Origin of the sequence: Neorhizobium galegae, assembly GCF_021391675.1 — a bacterium.
GTDB lineage: Bacteria > Pseudomonadota > Alphaproteobacteria > Rhizobiales > Rhizobiaceae > Neorhizobium > Neorhizobium galegae_B.
This window is the reverse complement of sequence record NZ_CP090095.1, coordinates 2,011,301-2,031,806: the sequence shown is the minus strand read 5'-3', so window position 1 is coordinate 2,031,806 and position 20,506 is coordinate 2,011,301. Positions and strand designations below refer to the sequence as shown.

The window sequence follows — 20,506 nt, the reverse complement described above, 5'->3', positions numbered from 1 at the left end:
AAAAGACCAACACCGCAGGTTGCCAACAGAGAGGATCAACATGAACATTTCCACCCGATTCCTTGCTGCCGCCTCGATCGCCGCCCTGTCGCTTTTCGCCGGTTCGGCGATGGCGCAGGAGAAACTCGTGATCGGCACCGAAGGCGCCTACCCGCCCTTCAACAACCTGGAAGCCAACGGTCAGCTCACCGGCTTCGACGTCGATATCGCCAAGGCGCTTTGCGACGAGATGAAGGTCACTTGCACCTTCGTCACCAATGACTGGGACGGCATCATTCCGGCGCTGCAGTCGAAGAAATTCGATGCGATCGTTGCTTCCATGTCGATCACCCCCGAGCGGAAGGAGCAGGTCGCCTTCTCGAAGAAGTATTACAACACGCCGCCGGCCATCGCCGTCCCGAAGGATTCGCCGATCAAGGAAGCGACCGCCGCCGGCCTCAAGGGCAAGACGATCGGCGCGCAGGGCTCCACCACCCATTCGAACTATGCCGAAAAGCATATGCCCGACTCGGAGCTGAAGCTGTATCCCACAGCTGACGAATACAAGCTCGACATCACCAATGGCCGCATCGATGCCGTCATTGACGATATCGTCGTGCTGTCGCAGTGGATCAAGTCGGATGCCGGCAAGTGCTGCAAGATCCTGTCGCCGCTGCCGATCGACGTCGAGATCAACGGCGAAGGTGCGGGCATTGCGGTCCGCAAGGGCGAAACGGCGCTCGCCGACAAGTTCTCGGCCGCGATCGTCGCGATCCGCGCCAACGGCAAGTACAAGGCCATCAACGACAAGTATTTCGATTTCGACGCCTACGGCCAGTAATCGACCGGAGAACCCGGTTACCGCGCGGCGGGAGGCTTGCCCTTCCGCCGTTTTTCTTTTTAATGGCGTCAACACAAGACAAAAGCGGCAGACAAAAAGGCCGCAGGGGAAAACGACCTTATGAGCGGATTCTTTTCCGCCCTCTTTTCGGCGCTTGACCCGCTTTGCGGGCCTGTCGGGCTTTTTTCACTCTTCGGTTCCGGTAGCATCGTTGCCTGCGGCGAGGCCGGCTGGGGCGACGAGATCGCCTTCGGCGTCAAGGTGACGATCACGCTCGCCCTCGCCACCCTGCCCGTCGGGCTGGTCATCGGCTTCCTGATCGCACTGGCGGCGCAGTCGGAGGACAAGTTGCTGAGGCTTGCCGCCGGCATCTACACGACGATCTTCCGTGGCCTGCCGGAACTGCTCACCCTGTTCATCGTCTATTACGGCATGCAGATCCTCATCCAGGCGGTGCTCGCCTCTTTCGGGTACGACGGGCGCGTCGAGATCAATGCCTTTTTCGCGGGCATGGCGGCGCTCGCCGTCGTCTTCTCGTCCTATTCCTCCGAGGTCCTGCTGTCGGCGTTCAGGGCGATCCCGCGTGGCCAGTACGAGGCAGGCGACGCGCTCGGTCTCCACCGCTCGCGCACCATGCTTCTCGTCATCCTGCCGCAGCTCATCCGCATCGCGCTGCCCGGCCTCACCAATCTCTGGCTGATCCTCTTGAAGGACACGTCCTATGTCTCGGTCATCGGACTTGCCGACATCCTGCGCCAGACCGGCATCGCGGCGCGCGTCAGCAAGGAAGCCTTCTTCTTCTACGGCATAGCCTGCCTGCTCTATCTGATCCTCGCGATGATCTCGTCCGTCGGCCTGGGCTTCATCGAACGCTGGGCGAAACGTTCTGAGGGGCATCGATGAGTTACGTCAAGGAACTGATCCCGCCCCGCGCGCCTCCGGCCCTGATCGACAAACCGCTGGCGCCGGCGCGCATTGCTGGCATCGTCGTGCTGGTGGTGTGGGCGGCCCTTGCGATCGCGCTGGCCTTCATGATGATCAATGGCTGGAACGAGGACAAATTCCTACGCTACGGTCCCCGTTACCTCCACGGCCTCTGGACCACCATCTCGCTGGTCGGCCTCGCCGTCGTCCTCGGTGCCGTCCTGTCGGCCCCGATCGCCTTCGCACGGATGTCGAGAAACAAGGCACTGAACGGCATCGCCTATGCTTATGTCTACGTATTCCGAAGCACGCCGCTGCTCGCCCAGCTGTTTATGATCTATTACGGGCTCGGCAGCTTCAAACCGCAACTCGAATCCGTCGGCCTCTGGTGGTTTTTTCGCGAGGCCTGGTATTGCGGCCTCTTCTCGTTGACGCTCAACACCGCCGCCTATCAGGCGGAGATCCTGCGCGGCGCAATCGAAAGCGTGCCGCGCGGCCAGCACGAAGGCGCGGCCGCGCTCGGCCTTTCGAAACGCAACGCCTTCCGCAAGGTCATCCTGCCGCAGGCGCTGATCGTCGCACTGCGCCCTTACGGCAACGAGATCGTGCTGCTGATCAAGGGATCGGCCGTCGTCGCGATCGTCACCGTCTACGACCTGATGGGCGAGACGCGCTATGCCTTCTCCCGCACGTTCGACTACCAGAGCTATCTATGGGCGGCGATCTTCTATCTCGCCATCGTCGAAGCGCTGCGGCACCTCTGGGCCTTCATCGAGGCGCGCCTGACGCGCCATCTGAAGCGTTAGCAGCACTCGGAAATCATAGCTGCTAACATACTGAAAATTATCACAAATGTGCTCTTAAGGCGCAATTGTAAAGCTTCGGTTAAACATGGCATGTTCTCCTATCGAATGACGCAACGACGTCACCTCGAAACAACAAACGGGAACTGCTTGCATGTCTGAAATGGAAATGATGCTGAAAGGCTACGGGCTGACGACCGCCCAGATCTTCTACCGCCTGCCGGACCATCCGGCCCTGCTGCAAAGCTATGTCTGGCAGAACTACGACCTCGCTCCGGATTTTCCCGAGATGAACGGCTTTCTCAAATTCTGGCAGGAGAAGCTCGACGGACCACTGCATTCCGTCCGCTATGTTCATCGCAAGCTGATCTCGGCCAGCGAATGGCGGGCCGTAAAGGGCGAGATCATCCTGCACTAGAGAACAGCGGCCTCGCGTTTCAGACGTGCACTTCGCCATGGGCGAATTCGCCGTCGTCCGGCTCGCGATGCAGGGCTGAGAAAATCACGGCGGCATAAAGGACCGCGACGAGCGCAATCACGCTCCATCCCGGCAACGGACCGAGCGCGGCGTTGCTGACCGCCTCCGACCACGAAAAGACGACATCCGCCTGGGTATCGTTGGGCAGGAGTTTTGGGGTCGAGATCTTCAGAAGCCACGCCATCAGCAGGATGACGTACATCCAGACGTAATTGCGCCTCACCCGGCGAAACAACGCCTCGCGATAACTGATCAGGAAACAGGGATTGCGCAGGCTCGTGGCGATCGCCTGCGCCCAGTCGGGCTTGAGGTCCGCCTGCGGATAAAGTGCCTGCGCGAAATAATGGCGTTCCAGCTTGCGAACCCTTGCGCGGTAGACGTCGAAGAAGCGGTATCGCCGTGCTTCGATCAGCAGAAGCAGCGAGATCAGCAGCATCGCAAACAGAACCACGCCGTGATGTGACGTCGGCGTCGACAGCGAGACCGACAGCAGCGCCGCCACCACAGTGATCGACCAGTTCGTGGTGCGGTCGATGCGGTCGCGCCAGCTGGTCATCCGCCCGAGTTCGCCGCGGTAATAGTGGATGATCATATTGGCCTTTTCGGCGGAGGTCATCGGTAGCGACGGCGCCCGCCGCTCGACATTCTGCTCCAGCACGCTCTTGCCCTCATCGGCAGGCATGACCTTCTCCCGGAGGTGGTTCTCAAAAAGCCGTTCTGCTTTGACCTTTCAACGAATGAGCACCCGCCCCGTTCCCCCGGATGGACAAATGCCGGCCGCGGGCTTAAAGCCGCTTGCGAAAAGAAGGACGCTGGCCATGAAGAAGATCGACGAGGAAGCCCTGGCAGAGGCCTATAACCGCGCGCTGGCGCTGGAGAAGGCGGGCGATATCGACGCCGCCGTCAAGGCCTACGAGCAGGTGCTCGAACTCGATCCCGAGGACCACGGCGGTGCCGCCGTGCGCATCGCGGCCATGGGCCGCGGCGAGACGCCCCCCAAGGCACCGGACGCCTATGTGGAAACCCTGTTCGACCAGCACGCCGAAAGCTTCGAGGACATTCTCGTCGAGCAGCTGGGTTACGCCGTGCCGGTGATCGTGCGCCAGCGCCTGCAGGAGCTGAAGCTCGGGCCGTTCAAGCGGATGCTCGATCTCGGCTGCGGCACGGGACTGACCGGCGGCACGCTGCGCGACATGGTCGACGACATCACCGGCATCGACATTTCCGAGAACATGGTTGAAATCGCGCACGAGAAGGATCTCTACGAGACGCTTTACGTGGCGGAAGTCGAGGATTTCCTCGAAGACAATGACGACGAGCCCTTTGACCTGGTAACCGCCACCGACGTGCTGCCCTATCTCGGCGCGCTGGAACCGCTGTTCTTCGGCGCGGCAGAAAACATGGCTCCCGGCGGCCTGTTCGTATTCTCCTCGGAGACCCTGCCCGACGAGAGCTTTGCCGGCCGGCCCTACATCGTCGGTCCGCACCAGCGTTTCGCCCATTCGGAAACCTATGTCCGCGAACGCCTCGCCGCCACCGGCTTCGAACTTCTCGAAATCTCCGACATCAACGTGCGGATGCAGGACGGCAACCCGACGCCGGGCCATCTGGTGATCGCGCGGCTGATTGTAAGGTCCTGATAATCGCAGGCTGGGAGCGCAATCATAGGCTGCGATAAATTGGTAGCGGCATGAATGCAACCGGAGTAGCTTGGCCCTCAACCTATGGGGGACAAGCGAATGGATCAGTCTTCTTGGCCGGCCTTGCTCTACAGCCTAGTTGGGACGCCGGCCCCACTCCTGGCAATTCTCGGCGCCGTCAACTGGATTGCGTTGCTCCTCGCAATCATGACGCCGCTGCTCGTATTATTCGCACGCCATGAGGTGCGGTTGCGGCGACTGCGGCAGATTCAGGATTTTTACGAAAATTTTGATAAGAAGGACTCGGATCAAAAAGGGATAGCCACCAATCCCTCCTTCGAGTTTGTCCGGTCGAAATATACGGCTGACCTGAGACTGGACGAACCTCCCAAGGATGCCAAACCGCTTGATGAGCGCGAGAGACTGGAAATGCTCGTCCGCGCGGCCGAACAAAGGCGAGTCTATTTCGGGTATAGGCTGGCGCTCTCGACGATCGGCTTTATGGCTCTCGCCTATTTCGGATTCCATTTTCTTGGCAATGCGCTCGCCTGCGGACTTCAATCCGGTACCTGCCCTCTTCCGGATGGCGCAGCACCGACCAAAGCTGATCAGCTCCTGGTTATCGCAGCGCTCACCTTCGCGGGCACGTACATAGCCTCCGTTCGCACGATGTTGAGCAGGCTCGCCGTATTCGACCTCTCCTCCAACACTTTCCTGCGGCTAACGGGTGAGAGCATCGCGTCGGTCGTCATCACCACGCTTCTCTTCGCGGCACTTTCCGACCCCTTCGCCGTGGTTGGCGGCGCGGTGACCGGCGGCGGCAATACCAGCAGCATTCCGCTCGTATGGCTGGTGCTTGCGCCCTTACTTGGCCTCATCCCGCAAAGCTCCACCAAATTCCTGCTGGTGAAGCTGCAGGAACAGATCCGGTGGATCAAGACCAGCGATGACCGCTTCTCGCAACTGACGAAGATCACCTCGCCCGAAGTGATCGACGGCGTAGACTATGAGACGCGTTTTCGACTGGAGGAGTGTGGAATCTACGATGTGCAGAACCTTGCAACATACAACCCGATCCTCCTTCACATCGAAACGCCCTATGGGATCTATCAGTGTATCGATTGGATTGCCCAGGCCCAGCTCTGCCACATCGTCGGCCTGGAACGCTTCCTGTTGTTGCGCGAACTGAACGTCCGCACGATTTTCGACTTGGAGCGGGCGATTGATAGCATCCATGCGCCGCGTGAGTTCGATGACATCTACGCAAGCGTCCTGATGGCGCCCACTGAACGTCTTCGTATGGCTGCGGACGTTTCCAAAAGCAGCTTCCTGATTGTCGAAGCAGGGACAGCAAAGAAAGTGCCGGTCGATGAATTCTGCAAGTGGGCACGGGAACGAATCAGCACAAGCCCCAGCCTCTTATCCACCTCGGCAGAACATCTGATGTGCTGGATCACCGATGATCTGCACGTCCGTCGGCTGCGTCGGCTTTGGAGCGACATCGCCACGAGCCTGGAACCAGGGTCGAACTATTTCGATGACTCGAAGCGCAATCCTCAGAATACGCCGCTCAAGGGGGTCAACCAAAACCAGGCGACCAGAGCCGATTCAATGGCAAATACTAAAAATGGTCATCGCCCCACGCCCAGAGCCAACGGTGGCAAACCGGTGGTGACAGGCGCCGAAAGCGACCAATCGTCCAAATCATCCTAGTGTTCGCGAACCATCTTCTCATCGTCCCTCTTCACCGATAGTTTGCCCTCCGCAACGGAGGGATTCGGATGACGCCGCAGCGCTATCTTCTTGCCCAGGCCTATAACAATGCCTGGGCCAATCACCGGCTGCTGAAAGCCTGCGGCGAACTCTCACGCGAAGAGCTGGACGCGACGCGGGTCAGCTTCTTCCCGTCGATCATCCACACACTCAACCATATCCTCACCGTGGATTGGCTCTATATCAGCGCGCTCGAAGGCAATTGCCTCGGCCCCGCCGCCTTCGAGCCGGAAATCCCCTGTCCCCTCTTTGCCGATCTTGATCGCGAACAGCGCGCCGCCGACCACCGCCTTATTGATCACTGTCGAAGCTTGGATGAGAAAACCGTCGCCGAGGATATCCGCATTCCCCGGCGCACCTTCGTGCAGGTCGAACCTGCCGATCGCCTGCTGATGCATCTCTTCCAGCACCAGATCCATCACCGCGGCCAGGTTCACGCCATGCTGTCCGGAACCTCGGTCGAACCACCGCAGCTCGACGAGTTCTTCTGCACGGGCGAAGACCAATTGAGACAACAGGATTTTGCCGAACTCGGCTTCACCGAAGCCATGATCTGGAGTTGACCATGCTGTATTTCGTTATCAAGGCCCTGCACATTCTTTCCGACTTCCTGCTGATCGGCGGCATGCTGATCAACGCCTTCGTCATCGGCATGGTGCCGCCGACCATCCGCACCGGCGTGATCTCGGCGCTCAGGAAATACGACCGCACCGTCACCACGGCCGCACTCGGCGGCGCCTGGCTTTTCGGCCTGTGGCTCGCCTTCGGTTACGGCTTTTATACGACCGGCTGGTTCGGCTTCAAATTCCTGATCGTGCTGATGCTGTCGGCGCTGCACGGCATGCAGGGCGCCTGGATGCGCCGCATGGAGGCCGATCCGCATCTCGACCCGCCGGCCTTCGTGCGCGCCGGCCTGCCGATCGTCCTCGGCTCGGTCGTCGTCATCGTCGCGCTTGCGGTCATCAAGCCGTTCTGATCCAAAGCGGCAAGGCGATGCCCATTCCCCCGCGCCGCCCAATCAAAACCGAACGGCTCGTGCTGCGGCCAACGACCGCCAAGGATGCCGGTCGAGCGTTCGAAATCCAATCCGACTGGCAGGTCACGCGCATGCTGCGCATGGCCGCCTTCCCGCCAGACCTTCCGGCGACGGAAACATGGTTCGCCGATCACGAGCGGGAATGGCTCGCCGGCGAGGCCTGCCGTTTTGCCGTGGACGTCGAGGGCCGTATGATCGGCCTCGTCGATATCGACGAGATTGCCGATGGTGAGGGAGAACTCGGCTACTGGTTCGAACGCGCCGCCTGGGGGTCCGGTTATGCGTCGGAAGCGGCGCGCGCCGCAATCCGCTTCGCCTTCGAGGCGATCGGGCTGTCGGTCCTGAAATCGGGGCATGCGCAGGACAACCCGGCTTCCGGGCGCATCCTCGTCAAGCTCGGGTTTCGCCATCTCGATACCGTCGACCGCTTTTCGCGGCCGCGCGCAGAAAACATCCGGCAATGCCGCTACGTGCTTGCACCCTCGGGCTGATGAGCGATCGGGCGCCGATGTTGGCGGTCAGCAGCTCGGGCCTGTCAAAACCCGCCTTCGCGACGTTTCGTCCGAACTGAAATCTGCGCTTTTCGCCGAACTGCGCTTTTCCGGACGTCCGCTTTGCTCTAATCCTCTGGCAACAAAATTGTGGAGGTTCAGCATGGCGAAAGTGGCATTCATCGGTCTCGGGGTGATGGGTTATCCCATGGCCGGGCATCTCAAGGTCAAGGGCGGCCATGACGTCACCGTCTATAACCGCACGGCTGCCAAAGCCGAGGACTGGGCCAAAAAGTTCGGCGGCCAGGCCGCAGCGACGCCGGCCGAAGCGGCCAGGGATGCCGATTTCGTGTTCGTCTGCGTCGGCAACGACGACGATCTCCGCTCGGTGACGATCACCGAAACCGGCGTTCTCGCCGGCATGAAACCGGGCGCCATCCTGATCGACAATACGACAGCCAGCGCCGAAGTCGCCCGCGAGCTCGATGCCGCCGCACGGGAAAAGGGCATCGGCTTCATCGACGCGCCGGTTTCCGGCGGCCAGGCGGGTGCCGAAAACGGCGTGCTCACCGTCATGTGCGGCGGTGACGAGGCGACGTTCGAGAAAGCCAGGCCGGTGATCGACGCCTATGCCCGCATGGTCGGCCTCATGGGTCCGGCAGGCGCCGGCCAGCTCACCAAGATGATGAACCAGATCTGCATCGCCGGCCTCGTCCAGGGGCTGGCCGAATCGATCCATTTCGGCAAGCAGGCCGGCCTCGACATCGAGAAGGTCATCGAGGTGATTTCCAAGGGTGCGGCCGGTTCCTGGCAGATGGAGAACCGCTACAAGACGATGAATGCCGGCAAATACGATTTCGGCTTTGCGGTCGACTGGATGCGCAAGGATCTCGACATCGTGCTGACCGAAGCCCGCCGCAACGGCGCCAAGCTGCCGGTCACCGCGCTGGTCGACCAGTTCTACGGCGACGTCCAGGCGATGGGCGGCAAGCGCTGGGATACGTCCTCGTTGCTCGCACGGCTGGAGAAGAAATAGGCCAGCCATGATCGGCCCCTCCTGCGACGTCGCCGGGATCATCGCGCATCTCGAAACGCTGCGCTCGGAGGAGAACATTTCCGGCATGGCCCGGTTCGGCATCGTCACCGACCGGGCGATCGGCATTTCCAATCCCGAGATGCAGAAGATCGCGCGGGCCATCAAACGCGACCACGGACGGGCGCTGGACCTCTGGCGCACCGGCATTCGCGAAGCCCGGATGCTGGCGATCTATACCGCCGATCCCGCGACGCTGACGCCGGCCGAGGCGCGCGGATGGTCGGAGGATTTTGCCTCCTGGGAAATCGTCGACACTGCCGCCGACCTTTTCGTCGAAACGCCGTTCTGGCAGCAACTCGTCGCAGACTTCGCCGAGGATGACCGCGAATTCGTCCGCCGCACGGCGTTTGCGATGATCGCCGGCGCCGCCGTCCATCGCAAGGACGAGCCGGACGGCACCTTCATCGCCTATCTGCCGCTGATCGAGGCGCATTCCGCCGACCCGCGCAATTTCGTGAAAAAGGCGGTCAATTGGGCGCTCCGCAATATCGGCAAGCGCAACCGCACCAGCCACGCCCCTGCCCTGGCACTCTCCGAAAAGCTCGCCGCCTCGCCGGACAGGACCGCCCGCTGGATCGGCAAGGACGCCGTCAAGGAACTGTGGAGCGAGAAGCTTCTGGCGCGGTTGAAGGCTTAGCCGGCTTTACCAGCCCGATATTGCCGCGGTGTCGCGCCCGCAAACGTCCGAAACGCCTTGATGAACGAACTCGTGCTTTCGAACCCGCAGGCGAGCCCGATCTCCGTTACCGGGTCGCGACCGGCGAGCAGCATCTCCTTGGCCTTCACCATCCGCGCCCGATGCCGGAAATCGCGAAAGCTCATGCCGAATTCTGCGTCGAATCGCCGTGACAGCGTCCGTTCCGAAAGACGGGCAGCCTCCGCCAAAGCACTGAAATCGAGATCCCGGTCGAGCTGTTCCAGCATCCGGTCGACGGCGACCGCCATGCCCGACGACTGCGGTTTCGGCAACCAGGTCTCGTCCTCGTCCGTAGCAAGCTCTCCCGCCACGGATGCGAGCGCCTTGAAGAACGCATTCGAAGCTTCGTCGACCGCATCGCGCCCTGCATCCCAACGCATGACGTGCAGGATCATCTGCCGCGCCAGCTCGGAAAGGCCGAAGACCTGGCAGGCCGGCAGCGGCGCTTCGAATTCGCCGTCGCCGAACAGAACGGAGGACGCCGTGGCCCTCCCCTTGCTGCGCACGGCAATTATCGTTCCTCGGGCGATCAGCGCCGCCCTTTGCGGCGGCAGCATCCAGCGGCGGTCGCCGATATCGAGAATGAATGTCCCGGCCGATGCGTAGAGCAGGTAGTCGGCATCGAAGGCCCGTTCGATCTCGAAAGGCTCGTCAAATATCCGATGATAGGCATGGGAAATCGTCGCCATCGCTGCCGGACTTGTTCTACGCCGCCTGCTGTCCCCGCATCTGCTTTAGCAGTTCGGCGGTGTCGAGCAATGCGGAATGGCGGACGATCTTTCCGTCCTTCAAGACGAAGGTTCGGTAGGCGCGCACGCGGATGGGATTGCCGGAGGGTTCGACGCCCTTGAAAGCCGCCTGGTGTGTGCCGCGCAATGTCAACTCGCACATGACGCCATCGTCTTCGGCGGTCATCCGCTCGATCGACCAGACCGCATCCGGCATGATCCGCTTCTGCACCGCCACCATGGCGCAATGCCCCTCGGCATTGGCGGGCGAATAGACGGCTTCTTCGTAATCGGCCGCGAAAAAATCCGCGAAACGTTCTGTCAGACCGCGGTTCCAGATTTCTTCGATATACCTGGCGACGATCGCCTTATTGGCCTTCTGCATGGCGAGCTCCATCTGTTTCGATGAAGCCCAGATAAAACAAAACGGACCGTTTCAACTCGGCCCGTCCTGCCAGAAAATGATCCCGATCCGCCAATCGGCAGATTATTCTTCGCCGGACTTCTGGTTGTCCAGCATCATGTAGTCGAGCGGCAATTCGGTCGTGTACTTGATCTGCTCCATCGCAAACACCGACGAAACGTCGCGGATTTCGATCTTGGCGATCAGCCGCTTGTAGAAGGCGTCATAGGCGCCGATGTCCGGCACGACGACGCGCAGCAGGTAATCCACGTCGCCGCTCATGCGGTAGAATTCGACCACTTCCGGGAAATCCACAACGACTTCCGAAAACCGCTTCAGCCATTCGATCGAGTGGCTGGCGGTGCGAATCGAGACGAACACCGTGACCTTGGTATTGACCTTGACCGGATCGAGCAGCGCCACGCGGCGACGGATGACGCCATCCTCTTCCATCTTCTGGATGCGGCGCCAGCAGGGCGTGGTCGAGAGGCCGACCTTCTTCGCGAGATCCGCGACGGCGAGAGTGGAATCTTCCTGCAGAATACGTAGGATCTTGCGGTCGAGGCGGTCCATTCAGTTCCCTTTCGAAATCATTTTTCGTTATACACGTAGTTCGTGGCAGTTAACCGAAATTTGTTTCACGTATCAAGCTATCCACATGCTGTCGCAGCACCGGCAGCAGATCCGCCTCGAACCATGGATTCTTTTTGAGCCAGCCGGTATTGCGCCAGCTCGGATGGGGCAGAGGCAAGATCCTCGGTCCCTGATTGGCGAAGACATAATCGCGCCAGCTGGCGACCGTCTCCGTCATGCCCTTGCCTCGCCGGCTGCCCAGGTGCCAGGCCTGCGCATAACCGCCGACGGCGAGAACCAGCTCGATCTGCGGCATGGCTGCGATCACCCGAGAACGCCACAGCGGCGCGCATTCGAGCCGCGGCGGCAGGTCGCTGCCCTTGGCATCATAACCCGGAAAACAGAACCCCATCGGCACGATCGCAAACTTCTCCGGATCATAGAATTCGTCGCGGGTCACCGCCATCCAGTCGCGCAGGCGGTTTCCCGAGGCATCGTTGAACGGCAGCCCGCTTTCATGCACCCGAAGCCCCGGCGCCTGGCCGGCAATCAGCACCCTTGCCGTCTTGGATAACACGGCGACCGGCCGCGGCTCATGCGGCAGACGGTCGCCCTCGCCCTTCGCCGGCGCATCGCGACAGATGCGGCAGGCAGCGATCGCGCGGGCCAAATCGCTGATGTCTTCCTCGCCGTCGGCGATGCCATCCATGCTCATTGCCACGCCGTCACCCGCTTCACCCAATCCATGAACGCTTCCACGAAACTCAGATCGTCCATCATTCCACGGCTGGCGCGCCAGTCGCGCGGACTTTCGAACTGGCCGGCCCACAGCCCCAGCCGTTCGCGCCTCGCTTCCACCTGTTCCTGTGCATAGCGCCCAGAGGCGACCGCGAGGCCTCGCCGCACCAGCATGCCGTTGATGCTCGTTGCGCCTGAACGGCAGCGCACCAGAAGCCGGTGATATTTGTCGCGCTCGCGACCGAGGCATTCCATCTCACCGTCTGCGAGCCGTATCAGCAGCCGCCTCGCCTCTTCCCCACAGGCCCATGGCCGGCCGCGATCGTCTTCGCAGGTCTGGTCGAGCTCCGGAGCATCCATGCCCTGCAGCCGCAGGCGCTCGCTGCCTACCGACAGCGTATCACCGTCGATCACATGGAACGGGCCGCGCACGACGCTGTCGGCCGCCTCGTCCAGCTTGGCGGCGATCAGCACCAGAAGGATGAAGAAGGCCGCGAGAAACGCGCCGTCGCGAAAAATCCTGAACGTTCTGGCCACAATCCAGCCTTATTGGAAAACGGAAGCTTCAGGAAAATGGCAAACAAAACCTTTCCCGGCAGGACTCTCTTAAGGTTTTGGCCATACTCTCTCAACACCCGGGGTATCAGTTTCAGTGGCCATGAGTAGCGGCGTCAGCACATCGACCGACAAGAATATCGTTGATCGCTCCCGCGGCCACCGCAACAAGGCCGTCTCCAAAGCCGTTCGCGCCACCCGAGAACGCCTGCAATCCAGTTCCCAGGGCAACCAGATCTTCGACCGCGACATGATCGCCATGCACGTCAATGCCGTGCTGCAGGGCGCATCGGTCATGCCGATCTTCATCGTCGTGGTGACGACGATCGGCGTCTATCTCAACCCGAATGCCAATCTCTTCGCCTGGGCGCTGCTGATGTTCAGCGTTCATGCCATCAACGTGCTGCTCGCCCGCCGTGCGAGCCGCAAGGACATTGCCGCGGTCGATGTCCGGAAATGGCGCCGCAGGCTGCTCGCCGCGCAGATGATCGTCGGCACTGGCTGGGCGCTCTTTGCGCTGCAGAACTGCGATGCCTGTTCCGGCGACAGCTATTATTTCTACAAGGGCGCAGTGCTCCTCTTCGCGATCTCGATCACCGCGATGAGCAGTTTCATGCTGCGCCTCAGCGTGCTGTTCGGCTTCCTGCCGATGATCCTTGCGCTGCTCGCCACCGCCATCCTGTCGCGCCACGTGCTCGATATCGGCATGATCGCGATCTGCGCCATCGCGGTCGTCTTCTTCCATTATATCGCCGACCGGCTCTATCGTTCCAACCTGACGCTGATGTCCTATCAGTCGGAAAAGGACGACCTGATCGCCGAGCTGGAAGTGGCAAAATCCATGTCGGACGAGGCCCGCCGCAGGGCCGAGGAAGCGAACCTCGCCAAGTCCCGGTTCCTCGCCTCCATGTCGCATGAGTTGCGCACACCCCTCAACGCCATCCTCGGCTTCTCCGAAGTCATGAGCTCGGAGGTTCTGGGACCGCTCGCCAATCCGACCTACAAGGAATATGCCGGCGACATCCACCGTTCCGGCCAGCATCTCCTCAACCTCATCAACGAAATCCTCGACCTGTCGCGCATCGAGGCCGGCCGCTACGACCTCGCCGAGGAATCGCTGTCGCTGCTCGAAATCGCCGAGGATTGCATCGGCATGGTGCAGCTGCGCGCCAGCGCCAAGAACATCGCGATCAGCCAGCAGTTCGAACCGCAGCTGCCGCAGGTCTGGGTGGATGAGAAATCGATGCGCCAGGTGCTCCTGAACCTGCTCTCGAATGCGGTCAAGTTCACGCCGCAGGGCGGCGAGGTCACCGTCAAGGTCGGCTGGACCGCCGGCGGCGGCCAGTATGTGGCGATCAAGGACAACGGGCCGGGCATTCCGGAAGAAGAAATCCCGGTCGTGCTTTCGGCCTTCGGCCAGGGCTCGATCGCCATCAAGAGCGCCGAACAGGGCACCGGCCTCGGCCTGCCGATCGTCCAGGCGATCCTTGCCAAACACGACGGCCAGTTCATCCTGCGCTCCAAGCTGCGCGAAGGCACCGAGGCGATCGCCATCCTGCCGGCGACCCGCGTCCTCCAGAGCGTGCCGGCCGTCGCCGACGCCCAGACGGTCGCCCGCCGCCGCAAGAGCTTTGCCTAAGGCGAGCGGCCTCTTTTGCACCGGCTTGTTTCGGTGCATAATGCGGCCATGACCAAACTTCTCGACCGCGCCATCGAAGCAGCCAGGGAACTTCCTGCCGAAATGCAGGATGAGATCGCCGCGATTCTTCTGAGCTTCATGGGCGAAGATGACGGAGAGGTCTATCAGCTTACGCCGGAGGAAGAGGCTGACCTGGAAGAGGCCGACCGGGAGATTGAGCGCGGAGAGATCGCGACCGAGGAAGAGGTCCGCGCCGTTCTCGCAAAATATCTTTGATGAGTGTACGTTTCACGGCACTTTCGTCCCAGCAAATCGACAAGGCCCTATTCTATATCCGCGAGCGATCGCCATCCGGCGCAAAGAACGTCTCGCAAAGAATTTCCGAGGCCATCGACCTGCTCGGTCATCAGCCACGTTCAGGCCGCAATACCACCAAATCATCCACGCGAAGACTTAACCTGGCACCCTACCCTTACGTCATGTTCTATCGGGTTATCGGCGACGATGTCGTCGTGACCCGCTTCGTCCACTCGGCACGCAGAAGCGCCTAGTTCCAAACCTGCCTGACCACCACATAAAGCGCGAAAAACCCGTTGGCACACAGCAGGCAGAAGACCGCGAAGGAGCCGAGATCCTTGGCGTGGCGGCCGACGGTGGAGATTTCCGGGGATATGCGGTCGACCAGTTCCTCGATCGCGGTATTCAGCGATTCCACCGCAAACAGCACCAGCATCAGGATGGTGAAGACGAAATAGTCGAGTGCGCCGGCACCGACGATCGCAAAGAGCACGATGGCTGCCGCACAGGCGATTACCTCATGGCGAAAGGCTTCCTCCTGCCACAGGCGCGTCAGCCCCTGCATGGAATAGCGGAATGCCGCTATCACCCGGCGAATGCCGGTCGCCCTTTCGATATTGCTGTCGAGCGGCGTCTTTTCCATTCGCGCTCAGTGGCTCTTGTTGCTGACGCCGGCCTGCTCGAAGGTCGCCATGCCGGAATGGCAGGCGGCGGCGGCCTTGACGATGCCGGCGGCAAGCGCGGCACCCGTCCCCTCGCCGAGCCGCATGCCGAGCGCCAGAAGCGGCGTCTTGCCGAGATGTTCGATCGCACGCAGATGTCCCGGTTCGCCGGAGACATGGCCGATCAGGCAATGGTCGAGCGCTGCCGGATTGGCAGCCTTGAGGATCGAGGCGGCAGCCGTCACCACATAACCGTCGAGCAGGACCGGGATTTTTTCGACCCGCGCGGCAAGGATCGCGCCGGCGATCGCGGCGATCTCGCGGCCGCCGAGACGGCGCAGGATTTCCAGCGGATCGCTCAGGTGGTCCTTGTGGAATTCGACGGCAGCCTTCACCGCGGCGATCTTGCGCTCCATGAATTCGCCATGCGAACCGGTGCCGGGACCGACCCAGTCCTCCGCCTCGCCGCCATAAAGCGCGAGGTTGATGGCGGCGGCGATCGTCGTGTTGCCGATGCCCATTTCGCCGATGCAGAGAAGATCGGTGCCGCCGGCGATCGCCTCCATGCCGAAGGCCATGGTCGCAGCGCAGTCGCGCTCGGACAGGGCCGCCTCGGTGGTGATGTCGCCGGTCGGGTAATCGAGCGCCAGGTCGAAGATCTTCAGGCCGAGATCATGGGTGACGCAGATCTGGTTGATGGCCGCTCCGCCGGCTGCGAAATTTTCCACCATCTGCTGGGTCACCGACGACGGGAACGGGGTCACGCCATGCCGGGTGACGCCGTGATTGCCGGCAAAGATCGCCACCAGCGGCCGGTTGACGGCCGGCGCGCGGCCCGTCCAGGCGGCCAGCCAGAAGGCGATTTCCTCGAGCCGGCCGAGCGCACCCGGCGGCTTGGTGAGCTGCGCATCACGCTCGCGCGCCGCAACCAAGGCCCGCGGATCCGGTCCGGGAAGGTTCTGCAGCAGGACACGGAAATCATCGAAAGGCAGGCCGCTCACGCTCATGAAAGTCTCTCTTGTATCTCGGTCTCGCATATCGGCGGGAAAACTTGTCTTTTCCCGCAAATCGCGCTTGTGTGCGCAAACTCATAGTCGGGTCGAGACGGAGGAACAACTGCCAAACGCAACGGAATTCATCGCGGACCTCGCCCGCTCGGTCGGGTTCCTCAGCCGCCTGCCGGTGCCGGACCGATTTTTTCGCGGGCATGACGGCACGATCTCGCGGGCGGTGCGGGCTTTCCCCGTCGCGGGACTGATCATCGCCGCCCTGCCGGCCCTCATTCTCCTGCTCCTGCAGTCAAGCGATCCGCTGCTGGTCAGTCTCATCGCGCTTGCCATACTGACGCTTCTGACCGGCGCGCTCCACGAGGATGGTCTTGCGGATGCGGCGGACGGTCTCGGCGGCGGGCGCGACAAGGACCACGCGCTTCTCATCATGAAGGACAGCCGTATCGGCGCTTACGGCGTGGTGGCGCTGGTGCTGTCTTTCGGCCTGCGCGCGTCGGCGCTTGCCGCACTTTTCCGCGAGGATGCCATCACGGCGGCGCTCGCCGTCCTTGCTGTTGCTGCCGTCAGCCGCGCGGTCCTGGTCGCCCATTGGCGCTCGCTGCCATCGGCCCGGGAAAACGGCGTCGCAGCCAGCGCCGGCCTGCCGGAAGATGGCGCCCGCAATATCTCGCTATTTATCGGCGCGGCCATCGCACTGGTCCTGCTCGTCCCGGTTCTCGGCCTGCCGAAAGTGCTGTTATCGCTGATCGCGGCGGCGCTCGCCGGCTTCGGCTTCACCCGTTTCGTGCGCCAAAAGCTCGGCGGCCATACGGGCGATACGATCGGCGCTACTCAACAATTGAGCGAGATCGCCATGCTCGCCACTCTTGCTCTTGTGGCGTGAAACCCCGATATATTGACGCATGATTTCGCCCTGTACCCTTGTCTGCTCCATCGACCTCAAGACCGGCTATTGCTTCGGCTGCGGACGGACGCGCGACGAGATCGCCGGCTGGATGGACTATACCGATATCGAGCGCAGTGTGCTGATGGAAGCCTTGCCCGCACGGCTTGAAACCGTCGAGCGAAAGCCAAGGCGGGAGACGCGCCGGCAGCTTTTGGCGCAGCGGAAAACCAAGGAACGCGATACGGCATGAACGCGCTGACCGGCATCCTCATCGTCCTCGGCATCGGCCTGGCATTCCTGATCTTCAACCACGATGCCGGGCAGACCTTCGGCATCGACAACGACGATTTCGGCCAGATCATCTACCTGCTGCCGATCGCCGGCCTGCTTGCGGTCGGCATTCTCGCCGGCCGGCGCGGCAATGCCGGCGAGGTGCTGCGCAACATCGCCCTCTGGCTGCTGATCATCCTCGGGCTGGTCACCGCCTATCTCTACCGCGACGACGCCCGCAATGTCGCCGCAAGGGTGACCGCGGGCCTGCTGCCCGGGACAGCCGTGATCACGACGACGAGTGAAGGTCTCAACGAAGTCATCATTCACAAGACCCGGGGCAGCCATTTCCAGACCAATGTCAGGGTCCAGGGCAAGGTCCTGCCGATGCTGGTCGATACCGGCGCCAGCACCGTCGTGCTTTCCTTCGACGATGCCCGCGCCATCGGCCTCAATCCGCAGAGCCTCGATTTTTCAGTGACCGTGATGACTGCCAACGGCCGGGCGATGGCAGCGCCTGTTCGCCTCGACGAGATCGCCATCGGCCCGATCGTGCGCAAAAACATCCGGGCGATGGTGGCGGAAGACGGACGGCTCGGCGAAAGCCTGCTCGGCATGAGCTTCCTCTCCACCCTCGGCTCCCTGCAGATGCAGACGGACGAGCTGAGATTGCGGGACTGACGTCAGCCGAAATCCCGAATGGCCTCGCCTTCGCCCTTGTTGCGGAAATGGCTTGGCGGCGTGCCGATGATGCGTTTGAAGGCGCGGCTGAAGGAGGCCTCGGCATCGTAGCCAAGCCGTTCCGCGACCGTCGCGACCCGCTCGCCGTCGCGCAGCCATTGCCGCGCCTGGTGCATGCGCACCCGCGCCACGTAGCGCGCCGGCGTTTCGCCGACCACGCGCAAAAACCGTTCGGCAAAGCCGGATCGCGAGGCGCCCATCAGCCGGGCGAGCGCCGCGACGTTCCAGTCCCTGTCCGGCTGGAGATGGATGGCGGCCAGCACGCGGCCGACTTCGGGATTGCGCACCGCGGCGATCCAGCCGGTCGTGTCGCCACAGCCGTGTTCGACCCAGGTGCGGATCAGCGTCGCAGTCAGCACGTCGGCGAGCCTGGCGAGAATGCCGCCGGCCCCGACCCGGTCCATGTCCACCTCGCGCGCCATGGCGTCGAGAAGATGCGGGATGGAAGGCTCGTTCCTGGCGAGATCGCTGGTCAGCATCGCCTCGGGCATCAGTTGCAGCAGTGGATGCAGCTTGTCGATGTTGAAGCGCATCGAGGCCGTCAGCGCCACGGTGCCGCCGCAGGCATCGGCGCATTGCACGTCGAACACGCCCTGGCAGACTTCCTTGCGCCCGAACCGGTCGAACGGCAGCGGCGTCAGGCCCGGAATGCTTGCCAGCACATGCGCATCGCCGCGCGGCAGAAGAGCCGCATCCCCCGCCCGCAATTCCAGCCATTCGCCTGAAGGCGTCTGCAGCCATGCGGAGCCCGATGAAATGAAGTGGAAACGCGCCGCCTCCTGAGCCGGAAAGGACGTCGCCCAGGGCTCCGGCAGCCGGCAGCGGCCGTATTCGACGCCGTCGAGCCGCAAGCCCCGCAGCATCTCGGTCAATGGATCAGAGAGGTCTAATGGCGCGTCTTTGGACGAATGATCAAGCATATCGGATTTTCTAGCATGGAAACTACAGGCTGTCACGCCTAAGTCTGGTCCATCCTCCCGGTACGGTCCTCCGTGCCGCCTCCCCAAGACAGGACATGACCATGACTGACAGCACTTTCGAAGAGGACGATGCCGTGCGCGACACGTCGTCCCCGAACACATCGGCCAAGGCCCGCTGGGACGCGGTCATCGCGCTCACCCTCGGCGTTTTCGGCCTCGTGACGGCGGAGTTCCTGCCGGCGAGCCTGCTCACTCCCATCTCCGCCGATCTCGGCATCAGTCCCGGCGTCGCCGGCCAGACGGTGACGGTGACCGCCGTCGTCGCGGCGTTCGCCGGTCCCGCCGTCGTGATCGGCACCCGCAGCTTCAACCGGCGCTGGACGCTGTTCGGGCTGACCGCCCTTCTCATCCTCTCCTGCGCACTGGCCGCCCTTGCCAACGGCCTGACCGTGCTGCTCGTGTCGCGCGTTCTGCTCGGCATCGGGCTCGGCGGCTTCTGGGCCATGGCCGGGGCGCTTGCCATGCGGCTCGTGCCGATGAACCACCTGCCGCGTGCCATGGCGATGATCTTCACCGGCGTGTCGGTCGCGACCGTCATGGCCGCACCGCTCGGCGCCTATATCGGCTCCACGCTCGGCTGGCGGGCCGCCTTCGTGCTGGCCGGCGCCGTCGGCGTGCTGGCGCTCCTCGCGCAAGCCGTCACCGTGCCCTCGCTGCCGCCTGCCGGACATGCCGGGCTCGGCACGCTGGCTGCCGTCCTGAAGCGCCCGAAGATCCGCATCGGCCTCATCGCGACGCTGCTTATCGTCGCCGGCCACTTTGCAGGCTTCACCTATATCCGCCCCTATCTGGAAGACGTTCCCCGGCTTAACGTCGAGATGGTCTCGCTCGTCCTGCTCGCCTACGGCGTCGGCGGCTTCTTCGGCAATATCGTCGGCGGCATCATCACCGAACGCAGTTCGGCGCTCGGCGTCGTCTTCGCCTCCAGCCTGATCGCGGTCGCCGCCGTGATCCTCGTCTCGCTGGGAGCATCGACCACGGCCGCAGCGGTCGCCATCACGCTCTGGGGTTTTGCCTTCGGCGCACTGCCCGTCAGCATCCAGAGCTACATCACCCGTGCCGCCCAGGATGAGGCGGAAAGCGCCGGCGCCCTGCTGCTGACGACCTTCCAGATCGCCATATCCAGCGGCGCCGTTCTCGGCGGCCTGCTGATCGACGCTCAAGGGCCGCTCGGCGTCATGACCTTCCTCGGCATCGCATCCGTTCTCGGTGCGTCCGTGATGGTCATGCGCGGCGGACGCCAGGTGCAGCTCAGCCAGGGCTGAG

At 62.5% G+C, this 20,506-nt stretch carries 27 protein-coding genes; 18 read left to right on the top strand and 9 right to left on the bottom strand.

What is annotated here, in order from left to right; all coding sequences use genetic code 11:
* The first annotated feature begins 40 nt into the window (after window positions 1-40).
* The 4 genes from LZK81_RS10210 to LZK81_RS10195 all read left to right on the top strand — a co-directional run bounded on the left by LZK81_RS10210 (window position 41) and on the right by LZK81_RS10195 (window position 2,965).
* Window positions 41-820, top strand: a complete 780-nt coding sequence (locus tag LZK81_RS10210; protein WP_046606355.1) for an ABC transporter substrate-binding protein — start codon at window positions 41-43, stop codon at window positions 818-820.
* A gap of 120 nt (window positions 821-940) precedes the next feature.
* The gene (locus LZK81_RS10205) at window positions 941-1,723 is read left to right on the top strand and encodes an ABC transporter permease (protein WP_233956133.1); all 783 of its coding nucleotides are present in this window, start codon (window positions 941-943) and stop codon (window positions 1,721-1,723) included.
* The gene (locus LZK81_RS10200) at window positions 1,720-2,550 is read left to right on the top strand and encodes an ABC transporter permease (protein ID WP_233956132.1); all 831 of its coding nucleotides are present in this window, start codon (window positions 1,720-1,722) and stop codon (window positions 2,548-2,550) included. The genes LZK81_RS10205 and LZK81_RS10200 overlap by 4 nt, the downstream gene beginning before the upstream one ends.
* Before the next feature lie 151 nt (window positions 2,551-2,701).
* Complete coding sequence (locus LZK81_RS10195) at window positions 2,702-2,965, top strand: usg protein (RefSeq protein ID WP_007764766.1); 264 nt, start codon at window positions 2,702-2,704, stop codon at window positions 2,963-2,965.
* Between the two features lie 19 nt (window positions 2,966-2,984).
* On the opposite strand, the gene LZK81_RS10190 is transcribed toward LZK81_RS10195, so the two are convergent.
* Window positions 2,985-3,707, bottom strand: coding sequence for a DUF2270 domain-containing protein (locus tag LZK81_RS10190; protein ID WP_233956131.1), 723 nt, complete (start codon window positions 3,705-3,707; stop codon window positions 2,985-2,987).
* 136 nt (window positions 3,708-3,843) lie between these two features.
* Between LZK81_RS10190 and LZK81_RS10185 the strand changes: the two genes are divergently transcribed.
* The 7 genes from LZK81_RS10185 to LZK81_RS10155 all read left to right on the top strand — a co-directional run bounded on the left by LZK81_RS10185 (window position 3,844) and on the right by LZK81_RS10155 (window position 9,698).
* The gene (locus LZK81_RS10185) at window positions 3,844-4,665 is read left to right on the top strand and encodes a class I SAM-dependent DNA methyltransferase (RefSeq protein ID WP_046623970.1); all 822 of its coding nucleotides are present in this window, start codon (window positions 3,844-3,846) and stop codon (window positions 4,663-4,665) included.
* 99 nt (window positions 4,666-4,764) lie between these two features.
* Window positions 4,765-6,378, top strand: a complete 1,614-nt coding sequence (locus LZK81_RS10180; RefSeq protein ID WP_233956129.1) for a hypothetical protein — start codon at window positions 4,765-4,767, stop codon at window positions 6,376-6,378.
* 68 nt (window positions 6,379-6,446) lie between these two features.
* Window positions 6,447-7,001 (top strand): DinB family protein, encoded by a 555-nt coding sequence (locus LZK81_RS10175; RefSeq protein WP_233956128.1) that lies wholly within the window; start codon window positions 6,447-6,449, stop codon window positions 6,999-7,001.
* Window positions 7,002-7,003: 2 nt separating this feature from the next.
* Window positions 7,004-7,414 carry a CopD family protein gene (locus tag LZK81_RS10170; protein WP_046623973.1) on the top strand — a complete coding sequence of 137 codons (411 nt, stop codon included), beginning with the start codon at window positions 7,004-7,006 and terminating at the stop codon, window positions 7,412-7,414.
* Window positions 7,415-7,473: 59 nt separating this feature from the next.
* Entirely contained in the window at window positions 7,474-7,965 is a 492-nt protein-coding gene (locus LZK81_RS10165) for a GNAT family N-acetyltransferase (protein ID WP_233956127.1), read from the top strand.
* 163 nt (window positions 7,966-8,128) lie between these two features.
* Window positions 8,129-9,001 (top strand): NAD(P)-dependent oxidoreductase, encoded by an 873-nt coding sequence (locus tag LZK81_RS10160; protein ID WP_233956125.1) that lies wholly within the window; start codon window positions 8,129-8,131, stop codon window positions 8,999-9,001.
* Window positions 9,002-9,008: 7 nt separating this feature from the next.
* Window positions 9,009-9,698, top strand: a complete 690-nt coding sequence (locus tag LZK81_RS10155; RefSeq protein WP_233956124.1) for a DNA alkylation repair protein — start codon at window positions 9,009-9,011, stop codon at window positions 9,696-9,698.
* Here LZK81_RS10155 and LZK81_RS10150 read toward each other — a convergent pair.
* From LZK81_RS10150 to LZK81_RS10130, 5 genes are all read right to left on the bottom strand, one after another.
* Complete coding sequence (locus LZK81_RS10150) at window positions 9,695-10,447, bottom strand: AraC family transcriptional regulator (RefSeq protein WP_233956123.1); 753 nt, start codon at window positions 10,445-10,447, stop codon at window positions 9,695-9,697. The two genes, LZK81_RS10155 and LZK81_RS10150, sit on opposite strands and share 4 nt — an antisense overlap.
* A gap of 16 nt (window positions 10,448-10,463) precedes the next feature.
* Complete coding sequence (locus tag LZK81_RS10145; protein WP_233956121.1) at window positions 10,464-10,871, bottom strand: ester cyclase; 408 nt, start codon at window positions 10,869-10,871, stop codon at window positions 10,464-10,466.
* Window positions 10,872-10,973: 102 nt separating this feature from the next.
* Window positions 10,974-11,462 carry an Lrp/AsnC family transcriptional regulator gene (locus tag LZK81_RS10140; protein ID WP_007771498.1) on the bottom strand — a complete coding sequence of 163 codons (489 nt, stop codon included), beginning with the start codon at window positions 11,460-11,462 and terminating at the stop codon, window positions 10,974-10,976.
* A gap of 49 nt (window positions 11,463-11,511) precedes the next feature.
* Window positions 11,512-12,177: a uracil-DNA glycosylase family protein gene (locus LZK81_RS10135; RefSeq protein WP_233956120.1), complete on the bottom strand. Its 666-nt coding sequence runs from the start codon at window positions 12,175-12,177 to the stop codon at window positions 11,512-11,514.
* Window positions 12,174-12,737: a thermonuclease family protein gene (locus LZK81_RS10130; protein ID WP_233956118.1), complete on the bottom strand. Its 564-nt coding sequence runs from the start codon at window positions 12,735-12,737 to the stop codon at window positions 12,174-12,176. Before LZK81_RS10130 ends, LZK81_RS10135 begins: the two co-directional genes overlap by 4 nt.
* Window positions 12,738-12,858: 121 nt before the next feature.
* Here LZK81_RS10130 and LZK81_RS10125 point away from each other — a divergent pair, with 121 nt between their 5' ends.
* The 3 genes from LZK81_RS10125 to LZK81_RS10115 are packed head-to-tail and all read left to right on the top strand — an operon-like array spanning window position 12,859 to window position 14,945.
* Window positions 12,859-14,394 carry a sensor histidine kinase gene (locus LZK81_RS10125; RefSeq protein WP_046606341.1) on the top strand — a complete coding sequence of 512 codons (1,536 nt, stop codon included), beginning with the start codon at window positions 12,859-12,861 and terminating at the stop codon, window positions 14,392-14,394.
* A gap of 48 nt (window positions 14,395-14,442) precedes the next feature.
* Complete coding sequence (locus tag LZK81_RS10120; protein WP_046606425.1) at window positions 14,443-14,670, top strand: hypothetical protein; 228 nt, start codon at window positions 14,443-14,445, stop codon at window positions 14,668-14,670.
* Window positions 14,670-14,945 (top strand): type II toxin-antitoxin system RelE/ParE family toxin, encoded by a 276-nt coding sequence (locus LZK81_RS10115; RefSeq protein WP_046606340.1) that lies wholly within the window; start codon window positions 14,670-14,672, stop codon window positions 14,943-14,945. Before LZK81_RS10120 ends, LZK81_RS10115 begins: the two co-directional genes overlap by 1 nt.
* On the opposite strand, the gene LZK81_RS10110 is transcribed toward LZK81_RS10115, so the two are convergent.
* Both LZK81_RS10110 and cobT read right to left on the bottom strand, forming a co-directional pair.
* Window positions 14,942-15,334 carry a diacylglycerol kinase gene (locus LZK81_RS10110; protein ID WP_046606339.1) on the bottom strand — a complete coding sequence of 131 codons (393 nt, stop codon included), beginning with the start codon at window positions 15,332-15,334 and terminating at the stop codon, window positions 14,942-14,944. The two genes, LZK81_RS10115 and LZK81_RS10110, sit on opposite strands and share 4 nt — an antisense overlap.
* Window positions 15,335-15,340: 6 nt before the next feature.
* Window positions 15,341-16,360, bottom strand: a complete 1,020-nt coding sequence (gene cobT, locus LZK81_RS10105; protein ID WP_233956117.1) for a nicotinate-nucleotide--dimethylbenzimidazole phosphoribosyltransferase — start codon at window positions 16,358-16,360, stop codon at window positions 15,341-15,343.
* Window positions 16,361-16,427: 67 nt separating this feature from the next.
* On the opposite strand from cobT, the gene LZK81_RS10100 reads away from it, so the two are divergent.
* Genes LZK81_RS10100 through LZK81_RS10090 form a run of 3 tightly spaced genes read left to right on the top strand, consistent with a single transcriptional unit; the run spans window position 16,428 to window position 18,200 of the window.
* Entirely contained in the window at window positions 16,428-17,246 is an 819-nt protein-coding gene (locus tag LZK81_RS10100; RefSeq protein ID WP_418936483.1) for an adenosylcobinamide-GDP ribazoletransferase, read from the top strand.
* A 19-nt stretch (window positions 17,247-17,265) separates the two neighbouring features.
* Window positions 17,266-17,499: a DUF1289 domain-containing protein gene (locus LZK81_RS10095; protein WP_233956115.1), complete on the top strand. Its 234-nt coding sequence runs from the start codon at window positions 17,266-17,268 to the stop codon at window positions 17,497-17,499.
* Complete coding sequence (locus tag LZK81_RS10090) at window positions 17,496-18,200, top strand: TIGR02281 family clan AA aspartic protease (protein ID WP_233956114.1); 705 nt, start codon at window positions 17,496-17,498, stop codon at window positions 18,198-18,200. Before LZK81_RS10095 ends, LZK81_RS10090 begins: the two co-directional genes overlap by 4 nt.
* 2 nt (window positions 18,201-18,202) lie before the next feature.
* Here LZK81_RS10090 and LZK81_RS10085 read toward each other — a convergent pair whose 3' ends face one another.
* Window positions 18,203-19,180, bottom strand: a complete 978-nt coding sequence (locus LZK81_RS10085) for an AraC family transcriptional regulator (RefSeq protein ID WP_233956112.1) — start codon at window positions 19,178-19,180, stop codon at window positions 18,203-18,205.
* Window positions 19,181-19,281: 101 nt separating this feature from the next.
* Here LZK81_RS10085 and LZK81_RS10080 point away from each other — a divergent pair, with 101 nt between their 5' ends.
* A complete protein-coding gene (locus LZK81_RS10080; protein WP_233956111.1) occupies window positions 19,282-20,505 on the top strand; it encodes an MFS transporter in 1,224 nt (407 codons plus the stop codon).
* Window position 20,506: the final 1 nt, after the last annotated feature.

Bases quoted from the DNA above. Each gene is read 5' to 3' on its own strand.
- LZK81_RS10080 (WP_233956111.1), top strand. From the start codon at position 19,282: ATGACTGACAGCACTTTCGAAGAGGACGATGCCGTGCGCGACACGTCG.
- LZK81_RS10145 (WP_233956121.1), bottom strand. From the start codon at position 10,871: ATGCAGAAGGCCAATAAGGCGATCGTCGCCAGGTATATCGAAGAAATC.
- LZK81_RS10150 (WP_233956123.1), bottom strand. From the start codon at position 10,447: ATGGCGACGATTTCCCATGCCTATCATCGGATATTTGACGAGCCTTTC.
- LZK81_RS10180 (WP_233956129.1), top strand. From the start codon at position 4,765: ATGGATCAGTCTTCTTGGCCGGCCTTGCTCTACAGCCTAGTTGGGACG.
- LZK81_RS10085 (WP_233956112.1), bottom strand. From the start codon at position 19,180: ATGCTTGATCATTCGTCCAAAGACGCGCCATTAGACCTCTCTGATCCA.
- LZK81_RS10160 (WP_233956125.1), top strand. From the start codon at position 8,129: ATGGCGAAAGTGGCATTCATCGGTCTCGGGGTGATGGGTTATCCCATG.
- LZK81_RS10140 (WP_007771498.1), bottom strand. From the start codon at position 11,462: ATGGACCGCCTCGACCGCAAGATCCTACGTATTCTGCAGGAAGATTCC.
- LZK81_RS10155 (WP_233956124.1), top strand. From the start codon at position 9,009: ATGATCGGCCCCTCCTGCGACGTCGCCGGGATCATCGCGCATCTCGAA.
- LZK81_RS10120 (WP_046606425.1), top strand. From the start codon at position 14,443: ATGACCAAACTTCTCGACCGCGCCATCGAAGCAGCCAGGGAACTTCCT.
- LZK81_RS10110 (WP_046606339.1), bottom strand. From the start codon at position 15,334: ATGGAAAAGACGCCGCTCGACAGCAATATCGAAAGGGCGACCGGCATT.
- LZK81_RS10195 (WP_007764766.1), top strand. From the start codon at position 2,702: ATGTCTGAAATGGAAATGATGCTGAAAGGCTACGGGCTGACGACCGCC.
- LZK81_RS10170 (WP_046623973.1), top strand. From the start codon at position 7,004: ATGCTGTATTTCGTTATCAAGGCCCTGCACATTCTTTCCGACTTCCTG.
- LZK81_RS10115 (WP_046606340.1), top strand. From the start codon at position 14,670: ATGAGTGTACGTTTCACGGCACTTTCGTCCCAGCAAATCGACAAGGCC.
- LZK81_RS10205 (WP_233956133.1), top strand. From the start codon at position 941: ATGAGCGGATTCTTTTCCGCCCTCTTTTCGGCGCTTGACCCGCTTTGC.
- LZK81_RS10135 (WP_233956120.1), bottom strand. From the start codon at position 12,177: ATGAGCATGGATGGCATCGCCGACGGCGAGGAAGACATCAGCGATTTG.
- LZK81_RS10095 (WP_233956115.1), top strand. From the start codon at position 17,266: ATGATTTCGCCCTGTACCCTTGTCTGCTCCATCGACCTCAAGACCGGC.
- LZK81_RS10125 (WP_046606341.1), top strand. From the start codon at position 12,859: ATGAGTAGCGGCGTCAGCACATCGACCGACAAGAATATCGTTGATCGC.
- cobT (WP_233956117.1), bottom strand. From the start codon at position 16,360: ATGAGCGTGAGCGGCCTGCCTTTCGATGATTTCCGTGTCCTGCTGCAG.
- LZK81_RS10090 (WP_233956114.1), top strand. From the start codon at position 17,496: ATGAACGCGCTGACCGGCATCCTCATCGTCCTCGGCATCGGCCTGGCA.
- LZK81_RS10175 (WP_233956128.1), top strand. From the start codon at position 6,447: ATGACGCCGCAGCGCTATCTTCTTGCCCAGGCCTATAACAATGCCTGG.
- LZK81_RS10190 (WP_233956131.1), bottom strand. From the start codon at position 3,707: ATGCCTGCCGATGAGGGCAAGAGCGTGCTGGAGCAGAATGTCGAGCGG.
- LZK81_RS10185 (WP_046623970.1), top strand. From the start codon at position 3,844: ATGAAGAAGATCGACGAGGAAGCCCTGGCAGAGGCCTATAACCGCGCG.
- LZK81_RS10210 (WP_046606355.1), top strand. From the start codon at position 41: ATGAACATTTCCACCCGATTCCTTGCTGCCGCCTCGATCGCCGCCCTG.
- LZK81_RS10200 (WP_233956132.1), top strand. From the start codon at position 1,720: ATGAGTTACGTCAAGGAACTGATCCCGCCCCGCGCGCCTCCGGCCCTG.